The sequence below is a fragment of the Chryseobacterium soldanellicola genome, from assembly GCF_900100115.1.
GTDB classification, from domain to species: Bacteria; Bacteroidota; Bacteroidia; order Flavobacteriales; family Weeksellaceae; genus Chryseobacterium; species Chryseobacterium soldanellicola.
Map to the genome: position 1 here is coordinate 543,990 of NZ_FNKL01000002.1, position 21,149 is coordinate 565,138.

Consider the following 21,149-nt stretch of genomic DNA (forward strand, 5'->3'; position numbering starts at 1 on the left):
TTTAAAAATGAAAAATATCCTTCGCTTTGTTATAAGCGCTTTCGAAGTTTAACAAATTCAATTTATGATCTACTTTTTCAACGCTCATGAAATTGATCACCTGTTCGGTTGGCATATTTCCCACCAGCTCATCTTCTGCCATGGGGCAACCGCCGATTCCTTTGATGGCACTGTCGAATCTTCGGCAGCCTTTGTCATAAGCCGCTTTTAATTTTGAATAAGAATCTTCATAACGGTTGTGAAAATGACCTCCAAAATTAATTTCAGGATATTTTGACGGTATTTTTTCGAACAAAAGAGAGATTGTTTCCGGTGTCGCAACTCCCGTTGTATCAGAAAGTAAGATATTTTTAATTCCAATTTCTGAAAACCTTTGTGCCCAGAAATCTACATCTTCCCATTTCCACATTTCTCCGTAAGGATTTCCAAATGCCATTGAGAAATAAATGTTCAATTCTCTGTTTTCACTTTTTGTAAGCTCAAGCATTTTAATAATTTCATTAAAAGCTTCTTCCTGGCTTTTATTGGTATTTCTGTGTTGAAAAGTCTCAGAAATAGAAAACGGAAAACCCAGAATATCAACAGATTGGTGTTTTAATGCTTTTTCGGCCCCTCTGTAATTTCCGATGATTGCTGAAACTTTTGTGTTGGATAAAGATTTATCAATATTTTCCGCCACTTCAGCAGAATCAGCCAGTTGAGGAATTGCTTTTGGAGAAACAAAACTCAGACAATCCAAAATATCATACCCAACTTCCATCAAGGAGTTAATATAATCTATTTTTTTGCCAGTCGGGATAAATTCTCCCCATCCCTGCATTGCATCTCTCGGACATTCAGTTAGAAACATTAGTAGATTTAGATTTTTTCAAATATAATAAAACTAAACAAGTTTGTATAGATTTACTCAAAAGTAACATTATTTTGATTGTCAGCCTTTTAAATATGATTTAAAATTTCAATATCATATATTCAACTGCAAATAACTTATTCTGAGCATCAAATTTGCTAACTTTGTTGAAATTTATGATATCCAATGAGTACAATACAATTCGACCAATTGTGGAAAGAAAAACTACTGAACCGTTTTCTTAGCTATGTAAAAATATATTCAACAAGCGACGCTGAAAGTGAAGCGACTCCTTCTACTCCTCAGCAGTGGGACATCGCAAAATATATTGTTGAAGAGCTGAAAACGATCGGTCTTGAAAATGTTTCGATTGATGATAACGGGTATATTATGGGTTATGTCCCTTCAAATCTTGAAAATAATGACAGACCTACGATTGGATTTATTTCGCATTATGATACATCGCCCGATTTCAGTGGTGAAAATGTAAAACCTCAGGTTTGGGAAAATTATGACGGAAGTGATTTGGTGTTGAATCAGACAACAGGATTTACTTTATCACCTTCAAAATTTGAAAGTTTAAAAAAATATACCGGTCAGACCTTGATTACAACTGACGGAAATACGCTTCTTGGGGCCGACGACAAAGCCGGTTGCGCAGAAATCGTAACGGCTGCAGAATATTTAATCGCACATCCGGAAATTAAGCACGGTAGAATTGCTGTAGGTTTTACGCCCGATGAAGAAATCGGAAGAGGCGCGCATAAATTTGATGTTGCAAAATTCGGGGCAGAATTCGCTTATACCATGGATGGAAGTGAAGTTGGAGAATTGGAATATGAAAACTTCAATGCTGCAGGAGCAGTGGTGAAAATCCACGGACTGAGCGTACACCCAGGCTATGCTTTTGGAAAAATGGTGAATGCAGGTCTTTTAGCTGCTGAATTTATACAGTTGCTTCCGGCAAATGAAACTCCGGCTACAACCAAAGGTTTTGACGGATTTTATCATTTAATGGATATCAATGCAGATATTTCTGAGGCTAAACTACAATACATCATCCGTGATCATGACGCTGATAAATTTGAAGCAAGAAAGAAATTCATGGAGGAAAAAGTTGCGGAATTTAATCAAAAACATGGCGCTGGAACGGCTGAAGTTGAGATCAAAGAGCAATACCGCAATATGAAACAGCAGTTTGAAGGGAAGATGCATATCATCGATCTTGCCGCAAAAGCCATGAAAGAAGCGAATATTGAACCTAAAATCAAGGCAATCAGAGGAGGAACCGACGGAGCTCAGTTATCTTACATGGGGTTACCTTGTCCGAATATTTTTGCAGGCGGAATGAACTTCCACGGACCTTATGAATATGTAGCTCTGGAAAGTATGGAGAAAGCAATGGAGGTGATTATTAATATTGTAAAGGCGTAGTTTCTATTTATATAAACCAAAAAGACTGTCTCTGAGGCAGTCTTTCTTATTTATTATTTGCCCGAGTCTGAAAATTTTAAAAATTAATGGTCTGATTTTTGAAACTATAAAACAAACAAATTTAAAATGAAAAAGAGATTATATTCAATTGCAGTGATTCTTTTATTTGGAATCGGTATATCTGCACAAAAAACCGATTCAGTAAAGCAAGAGATAAAAAAAGATGCTAAAAAAGTAGGAACAGCCGTTAAAGATGGTGCAGAATGGACTGGCAAAACTGCTGAAAAAGGTTACGATGCCACAAAAAAAGGTGTAAAAAAAGCAACTAAATGGACTAAGAAAACAGCTAAAAAAGGAGCAAAAGCTGTAGATAAAACCTACCAAGACGCAAAAGCAGATATTAAGAAAGATTAGTAACAGAAAAAAATAAGATAAAACCCACTGCCATGGCAGTGGGTTTTTAATATCTAAAAGAACAAATTATTCTATTCTTGCTGATTTCCTAAAAAGGCATCCCAACCCTGCGCCGTCAAAGCAATCAGCTGGTTTGAGCCTCTCGCCACCATAAAATTTCCTTCTTCTTTATCAACAGCATGACCGATGATCGTAAAATCAGGATGATTTTTCATTTTATCAAAATCGTTTGGTGAAATGGTGAACAATAATTCATAATCCTCACCACCACTCAAAGCAGCCATTACAGGATTTAAATTAAATTCATCCGCCGTCGTGATCGTCAGATTATCCATCGGGATTTTTTCTTCATACAATCTGAATCCAACTTTCGATTGATCAGACAAATGCAGGATTTCTGAAGCCAATCCGTCAGAAATATCAATCATAGAAGTTGGTTTAATATCCAATTGTTCTAAAATTGCTTTTACATCGGTTCTTGCTTCAGGCTTTAGCTGTCTTTCCAAAATATAGTCGTAGCCTTCCATTTCAGGCTGCATATTAGGATCTGCCAAGAATACAGCGTGTTCTCTTTCCAGAATCTGGAGTCCCATGTAAGCTCCCCCCAAATCTCCTGAAACAACAAGCAGATCATTCGGTTTTGCGCCGCTTCTTTTGACGATATTTTCTTCGTTTTCAAGTCCGATTGCCGTAATGCTCATCACAAGTCCGGCATTTGAGCTTGTGGTATCACCGCCGATCAGATCGACCTTATATCTTGAGCAGGCCGCCTGAATCCCGGAATAAATTTCTTCCAGCGCCTCAACCGGAAAACGATTGGAAACCGCCAAGGAAACCAAAATCTGCGTAGGAGTTGCATTCATTGCTGCGACATCACTAAGATTTACGACAACTGCTTTATAGCCCAAATGCTTCAACGGAACATATCCCAGATTGAAATGAACACCTTCAGCCAAAACATCTGTCGTAAGGACAACTTTTTTATTTCCGGGATTAATAACTGCCGCATCATCACCCACTCCAAGCTCCGAAGATTCATTGGATACAGGAAAAAATTGAGTCAGATGTTTAATTAATCCGAATTCTCCTAATTTCGAGATCGGCGTTAATTCCGGTTCTTTATCTTCAAACATATTTTAATTTATAAGTGATGATTGATACATGATAAATGATTTTGAAGACGTCTTATTCTATCAATGATCATTTATCTCTTATTATTTATGAGTTAAATTCAGCAGGATCAATATTTTCCGGACGGAAAGGTAATTTTCTAAAATCTTCTTTCGTTAAAATTATCGTATCTGCCGTTTTATATTTATTCATGGCTTCCATTACATCATCCGGCGGCGTTGTCATTTTTCTTAACATCGTATCAATCCAGACTCCCGTAGCCTCCGAAGTTGCACAATGCTCTCCTTCCGGGGTATAAAATTTATGTACAAAACGGTAGATGGAAGAATCTTCTGCACATCCATCGATTTCCAAGCTTACAATAACCGTCTGATCTGCAAATATTTCCTTAAAAAAAGAAAATCTCTCATGCATGATCACAGGGCCAATTCCCCAACGGCTCATTTGGGTAACTCCCATTTTTTCCTGCTTCATGAAAGCCATTCTGGTTTGCGCGCAGTATTGCACATACGATGAGTTTGCTAAATGTTTGTTGGCATCAAGATCACTCCAACGAACTTCGAATTTATGGTAAAAAATCATTTGAAAATCAATTTTAGTATAATTAAATTATATTCTTCAAAATTACTCAAATAAGATGGTTTATAAAAATTGTACTTTTGGAAAAATAATCTTGAGCATAAGATTAAATCATTATGAAGCAAATTATCATTATCGGAGGCGGTGCTGCAGGGTTTTTCTGCGCATCAAATCTTGACGAAAAGAAATATAAAATTACCATTCTCGAGCAAAACTCAGACGTCCTTCAGAAGGTGAAAATTTCGGGAGGCGGAAGATGCAATGTGAGTCATGCATGCTTTGATCCGAGAGAATTAGTTCAGTTCTATCCCCGTGGAAACAAGGAGTTATTAAGTGTTTTCACTAAATTTCAACCGGGAGATACCATGGATTGGTTTGAAAAACGAAAAGTTTCGTTGAAGATAGAAAACGACAACAGAATCTTCCCTGAAAGCAATTCTTCACAGACGATCATCAATACTTTTTTACACGAAATTCAGCATAAAAATGTTGAAGTAAAGACAAAATGTTCTGTAAAGGAAATTGAAAAAATAGGTGAAAAATATTCAGTTCAAACAAGTTTAGGGGATTTTGAAGCTGATTTTGTGATTTATGCAACGGGAAGTTCTCCGAAATCTTTGAAAATAATTGAAAATTTAGGCCATAAAATCATTGATTTGGTTCCGTCATTATTTACATTTAATATTAAAGATGATTTACTGAAAGACTTAGCCGGAACCAGCTTTGAAATGGCAGAAACATCAATTCTAAAGTTAAAAACTGAAGAAAGCGGACCATTATTAATTACCCATTGGGGACTTTCGGGACCTGCAATTTTGAAAATCTCGGCTTGGGAAGCGATTAATTTAGCTAAAGTGAAATATAATTTCGAAGTTCAGGTTAATTTTATTTCTAAAGATATTGATGACGCCGAAGAATTATTCCAAAACTTTAAGCAATCAAATCCGAAAAAAACCATCGGACAATCGAAAATATTTGATATTACAAACCGTTTTTGGCAGAGAATTTTAGAAGTTTCAAAAGTTGATCTGAATAAACAAATTGCCCAGATTTCAGGAAAAGAAATGCAGACCCTTCTTGAAAATTTATGCAAAAAGAAGTTCCACGTAACCGGAAAATCTACCTTTAAAGATGAATTTGTGACCGCAGGAGGTGTTGATTTAAAGGAAATTAACTTCAAAAATATGACGTCGAAAATTTTACCTAATTTTTACGTTGCCGGAGAAGTTTTGAATATTGATGCGGTGACCGGCGGTTTTAATTTTCAGGCTTGCTGGAGTGAGGCGTGGCTGATTGCACAGGATTTGAATAATTTATGAAAAATACATTTATGAAAAAAATATTTATTTTAATTCTATTTTTAAGTTTCAATCTGATTTTTTCTCAAACAACAGAAGCAAGCAAATCAGATAGTACATATTATATTGATAAGGTAGACACAATGCCAGAATTTCCAGGTGGAATCAATGAATTCAGAAATCTTATTTCAAAAAGATTTAATACCGCTGTACTATATAAAATTAATGGAACTGTCAGATCTCAAGTAAAATTTTCAATTGATACTGATGGAAGTATAAAGTCTGTAACAGCAACTGGCGACAATCAAATTTTAAATAAGGAAATGGAACGTGTAATAAATTCCATTAAAAAGAAATGGACACCTGCAATGTATAATAATCAACCTGTTAAGTACTGGTTTACTATTCCTTTCACCATGAATGGTATGTAAAATATTTTAATGCATTTAGTTAAAAAAAACATTTCAAGTCTCTTTAAAACCCTTTTAATCATCGGGTTCGGATATTTTTTTTGGCTGATGTTGAAAATTACTTTAGAATATATTCCGTTGCAAAAGGAGATGAGTTTTTTAATGATAAAACAAACGGAAGTTGTACAAAGACCTGAATATCTCTACTTTTTCTACACTCATGTTTACACCAGCATTTTTGTTTTGCTTTTTGGATTTTTATCGATTCTCAGAAAAAACTTTGGCGTTAAAAATTTTCATCAAAATGCAGGAAAAATTTATATTTTTTTAATTCTGACATTTTCAGCTCCGTCGGGAATTTATATGGGAATTTTTGCCAATGGCGGAATTTTATCTAAGATTTCATTCGTTATTTTGGGCTGTTTGTGGTGGTTTTCGACTTTTAAGGCATATCAACTCGCTCGACAGAAAAAATTTAAAGAACATAAACAATGGATGTGGCGCAGCTTTGCACTGACAATTTCTGCAATCACCCTGAGAATGTGGAAGGTAATTATTGTATATTTATTCCATCCGAATCCGATGGACGTTTACCAGATTATCGCGTGGATGGGCTGGGTTCCCAATATTATTTTAATTGAATATTTAATTGCAAAAAAACATCTATGAAATCGCTTTACCTTCTTTGTCAATAACATTCCATTCTGCGATTACATATGACCATTAAAAATCAATACAAATTACATATGAAAATTTTAAAATTATCGTTAATCACCTTATTTACAATCACTTTGACAAGCTGCAAGAAAGATGGGAAAACTACAGATTCTTCAAAGGACAGTCTTTCAGCAAAAAAAGATTCCGCGGTTGTTCAGGAATTTCATAAAGAATATTACGGCATTTATATGGGAGATTTTGCCGGAAAAGAAATGATTACTCCCGAAGAAGGTGAAGAATATGAAGGCGACGTTTATAAAAAAATTTCGTTAAAAATTAATAAAATCACAAAAGACAGTGTGTACGGACAAAGCATTGTTGATGGAAATCAACGTCCGTTCCGTGGCGTTTTTAATGAAAACACAAAATCTTTTGTTCTTGACGAGCCAGGAAATAATAAAACCGATGGGAGATTTGAAGTATCCTTAAATAAAGACAGCCTTACGGGAAAATGGAATGCTTTCAATAAATCAGCTGTAAAATCCCCTTCAAAAAACTTAAAACTGATTAAAAAAGTTTTTGTTTACAATCCTAATTTTATGTTGGATGAAAATTCTGACCTGATCGATTGGGAAAATCCGAAAAATTTTATTGAAAAATACACCGATGAAGTAACCGGAAAAACAGAAAAATATACGACTTCAAAAAACAGAATAGCTTCTGATGCCGTTTTTAAAATCAATGCTTCCAAACAAAAACTAACCGAAAAAGACATTAAAAATTTAAGAAAACTTGATCTTGAAATCATTAAAAATTCAGTTTTTGCCAGACACGGGTATTCTTTCAAAAAAGCGACTTACAGAAATTTCTTTGAGCAGACAGATTGGTACATTCCCGTTTCAAACAATGTAGACAACGATCTTTCACCGATGGAAAAAGAAAATGTGGCTTTACTGAACCGTTTTATAAAATATGCTGAAGATAAATATGACAGTTTTGGGAGATAATTAATTTACGCTTATTTCTTCTTTTGAGTTATTAAATTTCACAAAAATATACAACAGCAAACATCCGACCGCATAACACAAAATATCGATCCATGAGAAAGAATTTCCAATTACGATATACATCAGGCTTCCGGGTTGGAAGCCTAATTTGTCTGCAATTTTGAAGTATTGAGCACATTCTATCAGGCACGAAAAAACAAAAATTCCTGCAATCAGTTTTTGATTATTTATGGTAATAAAAGTTTTAACGAAAGTATATAAAAGCATTACCACGATCACATCTCCAAGATAGGCCCGGATGAAGAAAATATGTTCTAATTTTGTGGCAATTAAGACTTCAATCAGGAAGATTAAAATGGTTATAAAAAGATATTTTACGCTGAATTTAAATTTCATATTTAAGTTTTGGCTAAAGCCATATTAATTTTTTATTTTTTTTAAAGCAAGCTAAAGCCCGCCCCTATTGATAATCAAACCTAATAATTCAATTTTCAGGCATAAAAAATCGGCATCCAAAAAAACACCGATTCTATAATTGTAACAAAGATATTATTTCTTTGCTTTCACTGTGCATCCGATAGCAACAGTTTTTGTCATTTTGATCGGTTCGCCCTTTAACAGAGAGTTTACGGCATCCTGAACATAATATTCTGACACGTCATTTGGATTTTCGTAGTTGTTGTCGATCGCTCCGATGTATTTTACGATATTTTTTCCGCCTTCTTTTTGTAAAAGGAAAACATGCGGCGTTTTTGTGGCTCCGTATTGAGGATAAATTTTCTGTCCTTCATCCATCAGATAAGGAAAAGTGAAGCCTTTTTCCTTTGCTCTTTCAATCATTTTTTGATAGCTGTCTTCGGGCTGCACCGCAGGATCATTCGGATTGATGGCGATCACGGGGTAACCTTGAGATTTATATTTTTTATCAAGCTCAATAATTCTGTCTTCATATTTTTTCGCGTACGGACAATGATTACATGTAAAAACAACAATAAAACCTTTTGCGGCTTTAAAATCATTTAGAGAAACCATTTTTCCGTCAATATTTTTCAGCTTGAAATCTGTCGCTTCGTCACCTACTTCATATCCTCTTACGCTTGAAGTCTTAGGTTTTGGCTCTTCATTTTTATTAATCGTTGTAAAGCTTAACAGCCCCAAACCGATCAATAAGCCAGTAAGTAAAATTTTCAGGTTTTTCATAATATTTTGGTTTAATTTAAATTTTTAGTAATGATAATTTCGAGCTCTTCCTTGCTCATTTCACCATCGTTAAAATGCACTTTTTCTCCGTTTTTATAGAAAATCGTCACGGGAATATTTCCATCCCAATCTTTTTCAAAACGCGGAATCCAGGTGTTCATTCTTTTAATATCGTCTAAAAGAATAACTTCTGCCGTCAGATTTTTGTTTTTAATAAACTTCATCACTCTTTCTTTGTCCACGAGCCTGTCAAGCGAAACCAAGATCATTTTAAATTTCGGATTATCAGAATATTTTTTATTAATTTCCATAAAATGCGGAAGTTCTTTTACGCAGGGCGCACAAGTTGTTGACCAGAAATTCACGACAAGAAGCTTATCTTTTTGCTGTTGGATCCGTTTTTCAAGGTCTTCATATTTTACGACAGAAACAGAAGTTTGTTGTGCTTTAAAAATTGAAACACACAAAAACAGAAATAGGATAACAATCAAATTCTTCATACTCAAAATTAATAAAAAGCTTTTATTTAAATGATTATCAAATTATTAAAGTTTGTTAAGTATTTTATTTTATTCACTCATATATGAATTAAATAATAATTTTGTATATTAGTCTAACAAATCAATCTATTTTATGAAAAAACTTAAGAAACTGACAAGAGGTCAACTGGAACAGATCAATGGTGCTGCTGGAAACGACTGTATCATGGATTGCTTCTGCTTTACTCCTGAAGGAGAAGGCTACATTGGAGTTTGTAATATTAAAGGCATATGCTGTTAAATATTCACCAATTTCATGGACAAATTTTTTTAAATGACATCAATATTTTTGGTGTCATTTTTTTAAATATGAACGTTTATCCTTTTCCTATTTTAACAATAATTCATCCTGGAAATTAAATATTTCTTTTAATTTTGATCTTAAATAAGCTATTAATTATAATTCTATGAAAAAAATCTATTTATTATTGCCTTTTTTCTTTTTAGCATCTTGCTCAACAATCGAAGAAACTCCTGAAGATACCAACCCAATTTTATTAACTAAAATGGTTCAGAATGGCGAAAATTTTACATTCAGTTATAACAGAACCAAGATCGTTGAAATGAAAAATACAACAGATAATTTCAGAAGAGCTTATACCTACACCGGAGATCTCATTACAAAATATGTTGATACATACAGCGATAACAGCACACAAACAACGAATATCACCTACAACAGCAACAATAAGATCACTAAAAAAACATCCACTTACAGCGGCGTAACCTACACAACCACTTACAATTACGTGGGTGCCGATAAAGTGAATATTGTATCGATCGCTGCAGGAGGAAATTTCACAAAAACATACACCATTGCAGCCAATCTAAATGCAGACGGCTCATTAAAAAACTGGACGGAAACGGTCTCTGACGTACAGCCTTCCGGAACGGCAAACGGTACAGGAAGCCTTCAGACAGTGGTTTACGATGGTGGAAACAATCCTTTTAAAAACGTTACAGGATACACAAGACTTTTAGACGGCGAAGAAGAAATATCAGGATCTCTACGTAATGTTGTAAATTACAAGCATATCATCCACTATCCTGCAACAATGGAATACACTGTGTATCAATCAACTTTTGAATATGATACGATGTCCGGTTTTCCTAAAAAAGAAATCCGCGATAACTTCAACAGCTCCGGAGCCCCGACCACCACAGAGATTACCACTTACGAATACAATCATTTATAATACAGAGAGCTTCGGCTCTCTTTTTGCTTTCAAATGTTTATAAAATTCTCTCAACATGAAAAATTTTATCATTTTTTTAGGGATATTTTTAAATATTACAACATTCGGACAACAAAAAGAGGTAAAAAACGAAAATCCGAAAAGTATTTCTGAAGTTCCTAATTTGGCTGAATTAAGAACAAAAATGAAACTGGATGATGTTGTAACGCAAGCCGACACAGCTCCGGAATTTCCCGGCGGAATGGAAGCTTTTTACAGGACTTTCGGAGAAAAAATGGATGTTATTGAGGAAAAATCCAGAAAAATCAATGTAAGAGTGTATTTCATTGTTGAAAAAAACGGCTTTGTACGATATGTAACGGCACTCGGCGAAAACAAAAAGCACTTACAGGCCGCAGAAACAGCCATCAGAAGAATGTTTGTCCGTTGGAAACCGGCGATGATTAATAATGAGCCGGTTCGTTTTCTTTATACTTTCCCATTAGCCTTGAAAAAGTATTAATTTTTATCCCCCAATCATTTTTTTAATTGAATTAAGCTTCATTAAAGCTTCTATCGGCGTCAAAGTATTGATGTCAATTTTCGTCAGTTCTTCACGGATATTTTCTAAAACAGGATCATCCAACTGGAAGAAAGAAAGCTGCATATTTTCTTCCGTCACTCTTTTAATGGTTTCAGTTGCACCTGTACCTTGTCCGCGACTTGCTTCCAACGTTTTTAAAATTTCATTGGCTCTGTTAACCACTTTTGAAGGCATTCCGGCCAGTTTTGCCACATGAATACCGAAGCTATGCTCACTGCCACCCGGAATTAATTTTCTTAAAAAGATAATATTTCCTTTATTTTCCTGGATAGAAACATGGAAATTTTTCACACGCTCAAAATTCACGGTCATTTCATTCAGCTCGTGATAATGGGTTGCAAATAGAGTCTTTGCCTGAGTCGGATGCTGGTGAAGATATTCTGCAATCGCCCACGCAATGGAAACCCCGTCGTAGGTTGAAGTTCCGCGGCCGATTTCGTCTAATAAAATTAAGCTTCGTTCAGAAATATTATTCAAAATATTCGCGGCTTCGTTCATTTCAACCATAAAAGTTGATTCTCCCGCAGAAATATTGTCGCTCGCACCTACTCTTGTAAAAATTTTATCTAAAACTCCGATTTCAGCGTGTTTTGCAGGAACAAAACTTCCGATCTGCGCCATCAGACAGACAATTGCGGTCTGGCGAAGGATTGCAGATTTACCTGCCATGTTGGGCCCGGTAACCATGATAATCTGTTGAGAATCTTTATCTAAAAAAATATCATTTGGAATATATTTTTCGCCTAAAGGAAGTGCATTTTCAATGATCGGATGTCTTGCTTCTTTTAAATCGATTGAAAAAGTTTCAGTCAAAACAGGTTTTGTATAACTCTCAGAAACAGCCAGTTCAGACAAACCCACCGCAACATCCAATTGTGCGATAATATTTGAATTTTCCTGAATCTGGTCAATATAAATCATTGTTTGCGAACAAACATTTCTGTACAATTCATTTTCTAACACTGAGATTTTTTCCTCAGCTCCAAGAATCTGATTTTCATACTCTTTCAATTCTTCAGTGATGTAACGTTCTGCATTTACCAGCGTCTGTTTTCTCACCCAATCACTCGGAACTTTATCTTTATGCGTGTTTCGAACTTCAATAAAATATCCGAAAACGTTATTAAAATCAATTTTAAGGCTTGTAATTCCTGTTCTTTCAATTTCTCTCTGGCACATTTCATCCAGAAAACCGCGGCCTTTAGACTGAAGACCTCTCAAGCGGTCCAGCTCTTCGGAAATATCCTGTTTAATGACATTTCCTTTTGCAAGGCTTACGGGAAGCTCGTCATTTAAATGATTTTGTAGGATTTTAATTAATTCATCCTGATCATATAAAGGATCCAGCCAAGCCAGCACATCAGCAAAAGGATGCAGTAAAGCCTTGATTTTATGAATATTAATTAAACTTTGGCGCAAATATCCAAATTCTTTTGGTGAAATTTTTTCTGCTGCCAGTTTCCCCATCAGTCGATCCAGATCGGAAATTGATCTTAATAATTGGGAAATTTCATATTTTAAATTGTCATTTTCGTTTAAAAAATCAACTAATGACAATCTTCTGTTTATCTCATTTACAGATTTTAAAGGAAGAATAATTCTCCTTCTCAACAGCCTTCCTCCCATTGGTGTGGAAGTTTTATCGATAATATCCAACAAAGATTTTCCTTTGGGATTGCTCGGATAAACAATCTCAAGATTTCTTAAGGTAAAATGATCCATCATCAGAAAATCCTCTTGCGGGATAATCTGGATTTTGGTGATATGAGCCAACAAATTATGGTGTGTATCTTCAACCAGATAAGCGAAAATTGCACCTGCCGCCGTAATTGCCAACGGCAAACTTTCAACTCCAAAACCTTTTAATGAATTGGTTTTAAATTGATTCGTAAGCTTTTCGTACGCAAAATTATATTGATACGCCCAATCTTCGAGCTTAAAAACATTTTTATTTTTAAGCTGATCAGGAATCTGTACGCTTCTCTGATAAATGATCTCACTCGGATCAAAAGTATTGACGATGTGAAGCAATTTTTCAAGATTTCCTTCACTTACCAGGAATTCACCTGTAGAAACGTCTACCAAAGCGATTCCGTATTTTTCTTTTTCTTTATGAAGCGAAAGCAGGAAATTATTCTTTTTTGAAGTTAAAACCTGGTCATTAAATGTAACACCGGGCGTAATCAGTTCTGTAACCCCGCGTTTTACGATTCCTTTGACCGTTTTCGGATCTTCAAGCTGGTCGCAAATTGCAACGCGAAGCCCGGCTCTCACTAATTTCGGCAAGTAAGAATCCACCGAATGATGCGGAAATCCAGCCAATTCGATATGTCCGTCGCCGTTGGCTCTTTTCGTAAGAACAATTCCTAAAATCTGGGAGGTTCTCACAGCATCCTGCCCGAAAGTTTCGTAAAAATCTCCAACTCTGAATAGTAAAAGCGCATCAGGATATTTCGCCTTGATGGTGTTGTACTGTGTCATTAAGGGAGTTTCTTTCTTTTCTTTCGCCGCCTTTGCCATTAAAAAATCTTCTTAAAATTAGGATCGTAAAAGTAAGAAATAAATTATAAGGAGTAAAATGATTAAATTTTAAAAAAATTTCTCCCATAAATTCCACGGATTTAAAATTGTTAGTAGAAACAATATCTTCAAACTTACTCACTACAATATAATGTGTCAAAATCTACATACAATTGTGTTGAACCTGAATTACCTATTGTAATCCATTTGTAATTTGTAAGTACATAGGTGTTCCCTTTATCTAATTGTACCCATTCATCAATCCCTTTGCCCGCATTCTTTAAATCATTCTTTGCAGTAAAACCAACAGGAGCGGCATAACTTCTACCTTTTGTTAAATACTTGCATTTATCAGCAGAAACTAAGGAAGTAATTTCACTTTGCAAAACAAGCTTTGATTTTGTAAATGTTGCAAGCACTTTATTCATTTTCGTTGGCGTGTAAGAACTTTGACAATTAAAAAAAGAAATAGAAAATGTTAAAAAACTTAAATAAATTAATTTCATAATACTTTTATATTTAAAATTTCTACCACAGATTTCACGGATTTACACAGATGATTGAGTATATTTTGTAGAATTAAACATAAATATTGCGAAAATTTGTGGAAAAAATCATTTGTTATTTAAATGACTTTCCAAAGCCTCCGAGCTTTTCTCATACGCCCATTTCTGCTTATAATTCACCCATTTTTCTTTAAAAAGCTTTCGCAAAACCTTATCCGTATATCTCATGATGAAAACATGATACAGCATATTGGCAAAAACTTTCGGCTTATTAGGCAAAGCTCTTAACGACATTGAAAATCCCGGTTCCAGATATCGGTTGAAATGCCAGAAAGCACCCGGAATAAAAAGCGCATCGCCGTGTTCCATAAAAATTTCATAGCCTTTTGCGTATTTCAAAGCAGGAAATTTCTCATAATCAGGATTTTCATAATCTACATCATAAATCGTGTGAACCGACAACGGAACTTTATATAAAAACGCAGATTGCTTTTGATCAAATAATAAAATTCTCTTTTTCCCTTCAAAATGAATGTGAAGAAAATCGCCCAGATCAACATCATAATGCATCAGAACATGAGCTTCACTTCCTCCGAAAAACAAGGTGGGAAGTCGCTTAAAAAATTTCATCCCTAAGTCAGGATACGTGAAATTTTTCAACAATTCCGGAAGTCGGTCAGTGATGATATAAAAGAAAATACGAAGATCTGAAGGTTTACTTTTTATCGTATCAATATAATCCTTCATCTTCATATGTGTTACGGGCGCATCTGAACTTTTCGCGGCATTCGCGGGTTTATTGTCATACAAAGGAACTTCTTGTTCACCAGCTTTTTCGCGGATAAAATCAAAATTCCATTGGTCGAAAGCGTCCCAACGACTCGCAAAATTCTTTATTAAAAGAGGCTTGTGCTTTTTGAAATAATTTTTCTGAAAATCTTCTTTACTGATATCGTTGACAACGTCTACGTTTTCGAGGATCATTTTGTTGTTGATTTAATGTGAAATAAAATTAGTGTTTTTTTGAATTTTAGAAAAATTTTGATCTTAATTTGATTAATATTTACTTTTGATTATTAAGAGATTCTTCACTACATTCCTGAACTTCGTTCGTAAACTTTCAGTTTATGTTCAGAATGACATTGACTTCAAGCTAGTTTTAAGTTTTCTCGCAAAAGAAAATAAAACGAAAAATTTATCTTTGTAGAACTAACCGAATTTATGAGAGCTTACAACACCAAACATTTCCTGAAAATATTGTTCAGTTTACATAAAACCGATACACTGAAAATCCTTTTCCCAAGTATGGTTCTTGTCGGATTGTATTCCTGGGGCATTCAATACCTGGAGGTAGAATACTTTCATCTTACTTCAAAATCAGCGGTCAGTAATGTTGGCTTATTCCATTCTTTACTGGGTTTTGTGCTTTCTTTATTGTTGGTTTTCAGGACAAACACGGCTTATGACAGATGGTGGGAAGGACGTAAACTTTGGGGAAAACTGGTGAATGACACACGAAATTTCGCTATAAAAATCAATACTATTTTAATTGATGACAGGCAAGATGCCGAGCAAATTGCACGATATTTAAAGTTTTTTCCTCACTTTTTAGCCAAACATCTTTCTCAGGAATCAACAAGGCTGGCTTTAGATGAAGATTATTCAGAAATCGAACAAGCTCTGAAACATCACGGGCCGAGCGAAATTGTCATTCTTTTAACCCATAAATTAAATCAGTTAAAAAAAGAAGGTAAAATTTCAGACATTGAAATGTTGTATTTAGACAATCAACTTTCAGGTTTTCTGGATGTTTGCGGCGGTTGTGAAAGGATTAAAAATACCCCGATTCCTTATTCCTATTCTTCATTTATTAAAAAATTTATTATCCTTTATGTTTTTGCGTTGCCGATCGCTTATGTAATTAATATTGGGCTTTTTATGGTTCCGTTGACGGTTTTTGTGTATTATGTTTTAATGAGTCTTGAGCTTATTGCCGAAGAAATTGAGGATCCTTTTAATAATGATGAAAACGATATTCCGATGGAAACTTTAGCCCAGAATATCGAAAAAAGTGTTCACCAGATTATGGGCTTAAAAAAATAAAAATCAACCTTTTACAGATTGATTTCTTTTAATTCGCCGTCTTTTTTTATTTCAACAAACTTACTTTCCCTGTTTCCGGCAGAATAGCCGTAGAAAAACGTCTGATATATCGGCGTGGAGTACAAATATCCTCCGTAAGCGTTGTAAGCATCCGATTGTCCCGTTTGCTGCTGATAACTTGCTGTCGCCGTGAAGTTAACGATGGTTTCTAAATAATATTTTCCCGGCTTCAGTTTTTCGAATTTAAACCTTCCGTGGTCGTCTGTTAAGGCTTCAATTCTGTATTTGAAAGCTTCTTCAGACATATAAACCGTCGTTTTTTTATTTTCATATTTTTTTCTCATGCTGTAAAACTCATCAAAATAAGGGGTTACAGGAAAAAGCATCACGACAGTTCCTTTTGGAGCATAATGTTTTTCGCCCAAAAGAGGCTTTATTCCCCAGCTTGTTTTTTGCTTTGTGGAAGCTACACCCTCAATAGTAGAATTTCCATAACCAATCATTTGCTGGGCCAGTTTTTTGTCAAAGAAAGCTTGTGGATAATAAGTATTCTGAGCTTTTGAAAATATAAAAGCTGAAGTCAAACTCATCAGTACAAGTGCATTTTTCATAGCATATATTTTAGTCAAATATAAGTATTTTACTATTTTTGAAATAAAATTTTTTATGAAAAACATTTTTTGTTTGTTAATATTAACCTCTTCATTTGTTTTTGCTCAAAAACCTTGCGGATTTAAAGATGGTTTACAAGAAGGAACCTGCAAACAATTCTACGAAAACGGACAGGTAAAGGAAATCGCCGACTGGAAAAAAGGAAAGCTGGAAGGCGATGCCATTTTTTATTATGAAAACGGAAAAACCCATGCAAAAGGAGAATATAAAAAAGGATATAAGGTAAAAGAATGGGCTTATTATGATAAAAACGGCGTTTTAACATCGAAAGAAGTTTTCAGAAACGGAGACAAAAACGTTTACGATAACAATTCTACAGCAACTTTTTATTCACCTTCAGGCGCTGTGACTGAGGTTTCTAATTATAAATTAGGTAAATTAGACGGCGAAAGCAAACTCTATTACGAAAACGGAAAATCTGTAAAACAGATCGGATATTACGAAAAAGGAATTGCTACAGGTAAATGGAAACTGCTTTACCCATCAGGAAAAATCCAAAGGGAAACGGAGTTCGTAAATGATAAATGGAACGGAACCAGAGTTCATTACCGCGAAGACGGCAGCATTGAAAAAACAGAAATTTACAAAGACGGAAAATTAATCTCAACAAAATAAGACATTGGTACACAAATTAAAACTGGAAGAGCTCAACAGAATAGATGTAGAAACTTTTAAAAACGTTGAAAAGATCCCATTGATCGTGGTTTTAGACAATATCAGAAGCATGCATAATGTGGGGGCAACTTTCAGAACAGCGGATGCATTTTTGGTTCAAAAGATCATTCTTTGCGGGATCACGCCGGTTCCTCCGCACAGAGAAATTCATAAAGCTGCGCTGGGAGCCACAGAAAGTGTTGACTGGAGCCATGAAAAAGATATTAATGTAACAATTAATGATTTAAGATCTCAGGGATTTGAGATTATCGGTATTGAACAGACTTCAAACAGCCGGATGATTTCAGATTTCACGATTGATAAGTCTAAAAAATATGCCGTAATTTTAGGAAATGAGGTGGAAGGAATCAGCGATGAAGCATTACCAAACATCGATTCTTTCCTGGAAATTCCGCAATTGGGAACAAAGCATTCTTTAAACGTAAGCGTATGTGGCGGAATCGTAATGTGGGAGTTTGCAAAGGCCCTGAAATGAAAAAACTGCACGTGTCTAAAAGACATGGCAGTTTGAAATAAATCTAATAAAAAGTAAAAATGAAAGGCGACAAAGATACTTTTTTTTTCAACACAAACAAATTTTAGAGTCCATTTTTTACTTTTTAAGAAAAAAAACTCTATTATTACAAAACGGATTCGTTTAATTTTTTATAAATTAGCACAATGTTTATCAAGGACTATATCTCAAAGGATTTCCCGTGTTTTAGTTTGTCTGACTCAATAGAATCAGCAAGAGACATGTTAGAGGATTTCGGATATTCTCATGTTTTCGTCAAAAAATCCCACCACTTTTACGGAGCGATCGCTCAGGACTTTCTTTATGAAGAAGAAGGAACCCTGAAAGATCTTGAACATCAGATCGAGCGTTTTGCAATTCTTGATGATAATAATATCATGGATAGTATCCGGTTGTTTTACACCTTCAATGCCAATGTGATCCCTGTTATCAACAAAGCGGAAAAATATTTGGGGTACATCAGCTGTGAAGATATTTTCCAGGATTTATCAAAATATCCTCTGTTTTCGGAATCGGGCGCTATTCTTACGATAGAAACACCTGCAAGAAAATATTCAATGACAGAGATCGCAAATATTGTGGAAAGCAATAACTCTAAATTTTATGGTGCATTTATCAGCTCCATGTCCGATGATGCGATACAGGTTACCATAAAGATCAGCAACGAAAATCTGAGCTCCATTGATGAAACATTCGACCGGTATGATTATAGAATTGTTGAAAAATACTATTCTGATGAAAAAGCGGATCTGTTTAAGGACCGGTTCGGATTTTTACAGAAATTCATAGAAATATAAAAACTAATGAAGGCAGCCATATATTCTCAGAAAAAAGATCTCGATACTTTTTTATATTTAAGCAAATTTGTTTCAGAGCTTGAAAGCAGAGGCGTAAAATCTGTTTTATATGACGAAATGGCTGAAGCTCTTCAGTTTTCAAAAATATTCGAAACATTTAATAACAAACAGGATCTTTTAGACAAAGAAGTTGATCTTTTCTTCACTTTCGGAGGCGACGGAACGATTGTTAATTCTTTAACTTTCATTGAAGATCTTGAAATCCCGATCGTTGGGGTAAATACCGGAAGATTAGGATTTTTGGCCAGCTTTACCAAAGAAGAAGCTTTTAAAGAACTGGATTCTATCTTAAAAGGCGATGTAAAAACAAGCCGCCGTGCCGTGATACAGGTTGTTTCACCCGAATTGGAGGGTTTTTTCCCGTATGCCTTAAATGATGTGACCATTTCACGCAAAGAAACGACATCAATGGTGACGGTAGATTCATATATTAATAACGAATTTTTAAATGTTTTCTGGGGAGACGGTGTAATTGTTTCTACGCCGACGGGCTCTACGGCTTATTCCTTAAGTTGTGGCGGGCCGATCATTTCTCCAAACAACGAAAACTTCGTCATCACGCCTATCGCTCCTCACAATCTGAATGTGAGACCTTTGGTGGTGAACGACAGGGTTGAGATCAAATTCAAAGTTGAAAGTAGGGTTCCGCAATACTCGCTTTCTTTAGATTCAAGACTGATACATATAGAGACAGATAAAGAAATTATCATTAAAAAGGCCAGCTTCCAGATTCTTCTGGTACAGCCGAATAATTTAAGCTTTTATGAAACCATCCGCCAAAAGCTACTTTGGGGAAGGGACAAAAGAAATTAACAATATCTTAAAAATTATTACCTTTACAGGAATTTTAAAAACACCCTAATAATTTATACTAAAAAGTAAAACATGAGCAGAATTTTCCCGGCAGGAGTTGCCACAGGTCAGTTAGTTACTGATATTTTTCAGCATGCTAAAGAAAATAAATTTGCATTACCAGCAGTAAACGTAATTGGTTCAAGCAACGTAAACGCGGTTATGGAAACTGCCGCAAAATTAAACTCACCTGTTATTATCCAGTTCTCAAACGGTGGAGCTGCTTATAACGCAGGAAAAGGATTAGGCAATGACGGGCAGAAAGCTGCTATTTTAGGAGCAATCGCCGGAGCAAAACATATTCACACGCTTGCAGAAGCTTACGGAGCAACTGTAATCCTTCATACAGACCACTGCGCAAAGAAATTATTGCCTTGGATCGACGGAATTATGGACGCCAACGAAGATTTCTTCAACAAAACAGGAAAATCTCTTTACTCTTCTCATATGTTGGATCTTTCTGAGGAGTCTTTAGAAGAAAACTTAGAAGTTTCTGCTAAATATTTTGAAAGAATGGCTAAAATGCAGATGACTCTTGAAGTTGAAATCGGCGTTACAGGAGGTGAAGAAGATGGTGTTGACAATTCTGATGTTGACAACTCAAAATTATACACGCAGCCGGAAGATGTAGCTTATACTTACGAAAAACTGAAAGCTATTTCTGACAATTTCACAATTGCTGCCGCTTTCGGAAACGTACACGGAGTTTACAAGCCAGGAAACGTGGTTCTTACTCCAAAAATTCTTGATAATTCTCAGAAATTTGTTCAGGAGAAATTCGGAACTGGTGCAAAACCTATTAATTTCGTATTCCACGGAGGTTCCGGATCTACGTTGGAAGAAATCAGAGAGGCTATCGACTACGGTGTGATCAAAATGAACATCGATACTGACCTTCAGTTCGCTTACACAGAAGGAATCAGAGATTATATGGTACAAAATATCGATTATTTAAGAACGCAAATCGGAAACCCTGAAGGCGAAGAAAAACCTAACAAAAAATTCTACGATCCAAGAGGTTGGATGAGAAAAGGTGAGGAAACATTCTCTGCAAGATTGGTAAAAGCGTTTGAAGATTTAAATAACGTAAATACTCTTAAGTAATTTTGAATTATTAATTTTGGATTTTGAATTATCTTCTTTTACGTTCAA

The 21,149-nt window shown here is 35.1% G+C and carries 25 protein-coding genes; 15 read left to right on the forward strand and 10 right to left on the reverse strand.

Features of this window, described 5'->3' with window-relative positions:
- Position 1: 1 nt before the first annotated feature.
- Positions 2–850 (reverse strand): hydroxymethylglutaryl-CoA lyase, encoded by an 849-nt coding sequence (locus BLT04_RS07280; RefSeq protein ID WP_089755128.1) that lies wholly within the window; start codon positions 848–850, stop codon positions 2–4.
- 186 nt (positions 851–1,036) lie between these two features.
- Here BLT04_RS07280 and pepT point away from each other — a divergent pair, with 186 nt between their 5' ends.
- Together pepT and BLT04_RS07290 are read left to right on the forward strand one after the other, a co-directional pair.
- Positions 1,037–2,284: a peptidase T gene (pepT, locus tag BLT04_RS07285; protein ID WP_089755129.1), complete on the forward strand. Its 1,248-nt coding sequence runs from the start codon at positions 1,037–1,039 to the stop codon at positions 2,282–2,284.
- A 126-nt stretch (positions 2,285–2,410) separates the two neighbouring features.
- Positions 2,411–2,698: a hypothetical protein gene (locus tag BLT04_RS07290; RefSeq protein WP_089755130.1), complete on the forward strand. Its 288-nt coding sequence runs from the start codon at positions 2,411–2,413 to the stop codon at positions 2,696–2,698.
- Positions 2,699–2,769: 71 nt separating this feature from the next.
- Here the strand turns inward: BLT04_RS07290 and thiL are convergent, their stop codons facing one another.
- Positions 2,770–3,831, reverse strand: a complete 1,062-nt coding sequence (gene thiL, locus BLT04_RS07295; RefSeq protein WP_089755131.1) for a thiamine-phosphate kinase — start codon at positions 3,829–3,831, stop codon at positions 2,770–2,772.
- Between the two features lie 85 nt (positions 3,832–3,916).
- The gene (locus tag BLT04_RS07300) at positions 3,917–4,411 is read right to left on the reverse strand and encodes an acyl-CoA thioesterase (protein ID WP_089755132.1); all 495 of its coding nucleotides are present in this window, start codon (positions 4,409–4,411) and stop codon (positions 3,917–3,919) included.
- Positions 4,412–4,524: 113 nt separating this feature from the next.
- Here BLT04_RS07300 and BLT04_RS07305 point away from each other — a divergent pair, with 113 nt between their 5' ends.
- The 4 genes from BLT04_RS07305 to BLT04_RS07320 all read left to right on the forward strand — a co-directional run bounded on the left by BLT04_RS07305 (position 4,525) and on the right by BLT04_RS07320 (position 7,780).
- Complete coding sequence (locus BLT04_RS07305) at positions 4,525–5,727, forward strand: BaiN/RdsA family NAD(P)/FAD-dependent oxidoreductase (RefSeq protein ID WP_089755133.1); 1,203 nt, start codon at positions 4,525–4,527, stop codon at positions 5,725–5,727.
- Between the two features lie 11 nt (positions 5,728–5,738).
- Entirely contained in the window at positions 5,739–6,137 is a 399-nt protein-coding gene (locus BLT04_RS07310) for an energy transducer TonB (protein ID WP_170828444.1), read from the forward strand.
- A 9-nt stretch (positions 6,138–6,146) separates the two neighbouring features.
- Positions 6,147–6,785 (forward strand): DUF2306 domain-containing protein, encoded by a 639-nt coding sequence (locus BLT04_RS07315; protein WP_089755135.1) that lies wholly within the window; start codon positions 6,147–6,149, stop codon positions 6,783–6,785.
- 77 nt (positions 6,786–6,862) lie between these two features.
- Positions 6,863–7,780 (forward strand): YARHG domain-containing protein, encoded by a 918-nt coding sequence (locus BLT04_RS07320; RefSeq protein ID WP_089755551.1) that lies wholly within the window; start codon positions 6,863–6,865, stop codon positions 7,778–7,780.
- Here the strand turns inward: BLT04_RS07320 and BLT04_RS07325 are convergent, their stop codons facing one another.
- The 3 genes from BLT04_RS07325 to BLT04_RS07335 form a co-directional block, all read right to left on the reverse strand.
- Positions 7,781–8,176, reverse strand: coding sequence for a ribosomal maturation YjgA family protein (locus BLT04_RS07325; protein ID WP_089755136.1), 396 nt, complete (start codon positions 8,174–8,176; stop codon positions 7,781–7,783). It abuts the gene before it with no gap.
- Positions 8,177–8,329: 153 nt separating this feature from the next.
- On the reverse strand, positions 8,330–8,980 hold the full coding sequence (locus BLT04_RS07330; protein ID WP_089755137.1) for a thioredoxin family protein: 651 nt from the start codon (positions 8,978–8,980) through the stop codon (positions 8,330–8,332).
- An 11-nt stretch (positions 8,981–8,991) separates the two neighbouring features.
- Positions 8,992–9,480, reverse strand: coding sequence for a TlpA family protein disulfide reductase (locus BLT04_RS07335; protein ID WP_089755138.1), 489 nt, complete (start codon positions 9,478–9,480; stop codon positions 8,992–8,994).
- Positions 9,481–9,613: 133 nt separating this feature from the next.
- Between BLT04_RS07335 and BLT04_RS18890 the strand changes: the two genes are divergently transcribed.
- From BLT04_RS18890 to BLT04_RS07345, 3 genes are all read left to right on the forward strand, one after another.
- On the forward strand, positions 9,614–9,760 hold the full coding sequence (locus tag BLT04_RS18890; RefSeq protein ID WP_170828445.1) for a bacteriocin-like protein: 147 nt from the start codon (positions 9,614–9,616) through the stop codon (positions 9,758–9,760).
- Positions 9,761–9,926: 166 nt separating this feature from the next.
- Complete coding sequence (locus BLT04_RS07340; RefSeq protein WP_089755139.1) at positions 9,927–10,715, forward strand: hypothetical protein; 789 nt, start codon at positions 9,927–9,929, stop codon at positions 10,713–10,715.
- A 55-nt stretch (positions 10,716–10,770) separates the two neighbouring features.
- Positions 10,771–11,217 (forward strand): energy transducer TonB, encoded by a 447-nt coding sequence (locus BLT04_RS07345; protein WP_089755140.1) that lies wholly within the window; start codon positions 10,771–10,773, stop codon positions 11,215–11,217.
- Positions 11,218–11,220: 3 nt separating this feature from the next.
- Here the strand turns inward: BLT04_RS07345 and mutS are convergent, their stop codons facing one another.
- The 3 genes from mutS to BLT04_RS07360 all read right to left on the reverse strand — a co-directional run bounded on the left by mutS (position 11,221) and on the right by BLT04_RS07360 (position 15,308).
- Positions 11,221–13,818, reverse strand: coding sequence for a DNA mismatch repair protein MutS (gene mutS, locus BLT04_RS07350; RefSeq protein WP_089755141.1), 2,598 nt, complete (start codon positions 13,816–13,818; stop codon positions 11,221–11,223).
- Positions 13,819–13,952: 134 nt separating this feature from the next.
- A complete protein-coding gene (locus tag BLT04_RS07355) occupies positions 13,953–14,324 on the reverse strand; it encodes a hypothetical protein (protein WP_089755142.1) in 372 nt (123 codons plus the stop codon).
- Between the two features lie 108 nt (positions 14,325–14,432).
- Positions 14,433–15,308 (reverse strand): cupin-like domain-containing protein, encoded by an 876-nt coding sequence (locus tag BLT04_RS07360; RefSeq protein WP_089755143.1) that lies wholly within the window; start codon positions 15,306–15,308, stop codon positions 14,433–14,435.
- 237 nt (positions 15,309–15,545) lie between these two features.
- Between BLT04_RS07360 and BLT04_RS07365 the strand changes: the two genes are divergently transcribed.
- The gene (locus tag BLT04_RS07365; RefSeq protein WP_089755144.1) at positions 15,546–16,427 is read left to right on the forward strand and encodes a bestrophin family protein; all 882 of its coding nucleotides are present in this window, start codon (positions 15,546–15,548) and stop codon (positions 16,425–16,427) included.
- Positions 16,428–16,438: 11 nt separating this feature from the next.
- Here the strand turns inward: BLT04_RS07365 and BLT04_RS07370 are convergent, their stop codons facing one another.
- Positions 16,439–17,038, reverse strand: coding sequence for a hypothetical protein (locus tag BLT04_RS07370; RefSeq protein ID WP_089755145.1), 600 nt, complete (start codon positions 17,036–17,038; stop codon positions 16,439–16,441).
- Between the two features lie 55 nt (positions 17,039–17,093).
- Here BLT04_RS07370 and BLT04_RS07375 point away from each other — a divergent pair, with 55 nt between their 5' ends.
- From BLT04_RS07375 to fbaA, 5 genes are all read left to right on the forward strand, one after another.
- Complete coding sequence (locus BLT04_RS07375) at positions 17,094–17,714, forward strand: toxin-antitoxin system YwqK family antitoxin (protein ID WP_089755146.1); 621 nt, start codon at positions 17,094–17,096, stop codon at positions 17,712–17,714.
- Positions 17,715–17,718: 4 nt separating this feature from the next.
- The gene (locus BLT04_RS07380) at positions 17,719–18,249 is read left to right on the forward strand and encodes an RNA methyltransferase (RefSeq protein ID WP_089755147.1); all 531 of its coding nucleotides are present in this window, start codon (positions 17,719–17,721) and stop codon (positions 18,247–18,249) included.
- A 185-nt stretch (positions 18,250–18,434) separates the two neighbouring features.
- On the forward strand, positions 18,435–19,085 hold the full coding sequence (locus BLT04_RS07385; RefSeq protein WP_089755148.1) for a CBS domain-containing protein: 651 nt from the start codon (positions 18,435–18,437) through the stop codon (positions 19,083–19,085).
- Positions 19,086–19,091: 6 nt separating this feature from the next.
- Entirely contained in the window at positions 19,092–19,958 is an 867-nt protein-coding gene (locus tag BLT04_RS07390) for an NAD kinase (protein ID WP_089755149.1), read from the forward strand.
- A 72-nt stretch (positions 19,959–20,030) separates the two neighbouring features.
- The gene (gene fbaA / locus BLT04_RS07395; RefSeq protein ID WP_089755150.1) at positions 20,031–21,101 is read left to right on the forward strand and encodes a class II fructose-bisphosphate aldolase; all 1,071 of its coding nucleotides are present in this window, start codon (positions 20,031–20,033) and stop codon (positions 21,099–21,101) included.
- The last annotated feature ends 48 nt before the right edge of the window (positions 21,102–21,149 follow it).

Coding starts and splice junctions, on each gene's coding strand:
- BLT04_RS18890 (WP_170828445.1), top strand. CDS start 9,614: ATGAAAAAACTTAAGAAACTGACAAGAGGTCAACTGGAACAGATCAAT.
- BLT04_RS07310 (WP_170828444.1), top strand. CDS start 5,739: ATGAAAAAAATATTTATTTTAATTCTATTTTTAAGTTTCAATCTGATT.
- BLT04_RS07320 (WP_089755551.1), top strand. CDS start 6,863: ATGAAAATTTTAAAATTATCGTTAATCACCTTATTTACAATCACTTTG.
- BLT04_RS07385 (WP_089755148.1), top strand. CDS start 18,435: ATGTTTATCAAGGACTATATCTCAAAGGATTTCCCGTGTTTTAGTTTG.
- BLT04_RS07390 (WP_089755149.1), top strand. CDS start 19,092: ATGAAGGCAGCCATATATTCTCAGAAAAAAGATCTCGATACTTTTTTA.
- fbaA (WP_089755150.1), top strand. CDS start 20,031: ATGAGCAGAATTTTCCCGGCAGGAGTTGCCACAGGTCAGTTAGTTACT.
- BLT04_RS07325 (WP_089755136.1), bottom strand. CDS start 8,176: ATGAAATTTAAATTCAGCGTAAAATATCTTTTTATAACCATTTTAATC.
- BLT04_RS07300 (WP_089755132.1), bottom strand. CDS start 4,411: ATGATTTTTTACCATAAATTCGAAGTTCGTTGGAGTGATCTTGATGCC.
- pepT (WP_089755129.1), top strand. CDS start 1,037: ATGAGTACAATACAATTCGACCAATTGTGGAAAGAAAAACTACTGAAC.
- BLT04_RS07340 (WP_089755139.1), top strand. CDS start 9,927: ATGAAAAAAATCTATTTATTATTGCCTTTTTTCTTTTTAGCATCTTGC.
- BLT04_RS07335 (WP_089755138.1), bottom strand. CDS start 9,480: ATGAAGAATTTGATTGTTATCCTATTTCTGTTTTTGTGTGTTTCAATT.
- thiL (WP_089755131.1), bottom strand. CDS start 3,831: ATGTTTGAAGATAAAGAACCGGAATTAACGCCGATCTCGAAATTAGGA.
- BLT04_RS07370 (WP_089755145.1), bottom strand. CDS start 17,038: ATGAAAAATGCACTTGTACTGATGAGTTTGACTTCAGCTTTTATATTT.
- BLT04_RS07315 (WP_089755135.1), top strand. CDS start 6,147: ATGCATTTAGTTAAAAAAAACATTTCAAGTCTCTTTAAAACCCTTTTA.
- BLT04_RS07330 (WP_089755137.1), bottom strand. CDS start 8,980: ATGAAAAACCTGAAAATTTTACTTACTGGCTTATTGATCGGTTTGGGG.
- BLT04_RS07305 (WP_089755133.1), top strand. CDS start 4,525: ATGAAGCAAATTATCATTATCGGAGGCGGTGCTGCAGGGTTTTTCTGC.
- mutS (WP_089755141.1), bottom strand. CDS start 13,818: ATGGCAAAGGCGGCGAAAGAAAAGAAAGAAACTCCCTTAATGACACAG.
- BLT04_RS07360 (WP_089755143.1), bottom strand. CDS start 15,308: ATGATCCTCGAAAACGTAGACGTTGTCAACGATATCAGTAAAGAAGAT.
- BLT04_RS07280 (WP_089755128.1), bottom strand. CDS start 850: ATGTTTCTAACTGAATGTCCGAGAGATGCAATGCAGGGATGGGGAGAA.
- BLT04_RS07355 (WP_089755142.1), bottom strand. CDS start 14,324: ATGAAATTAATTTATTTAAGTTTTTTAACATTTTCTATTTCTTTTTTT.
- BLT04_RS07345 (WP_089755140.1), top strand. CDS start 10,771: ATGAAAAATTTTATCATTTTTTTAGGGATATTTTTAAATATTACAACA.
- BLT04_RS07375 (WP_089755146.1), top strand. CDS start 17,094: ATGAAAAACATTTTTTGTTTGTTAATATTAACCTCTTCATTTGTTTTT.
- BLT04_RS07290 (WP_089755130.1), top strand. CDS start 2,411: ATGAAAAAGAGATTATATTCAATTGCAGTGATTCTTTTATTTGGAATC.
- BLT04_RS07365 (WP_089755144.1), top strand. CDS start 15,546: ATGAGAGCTTACAACACCAAACATTTCCTGAAAATATTGTTCAGTTTA.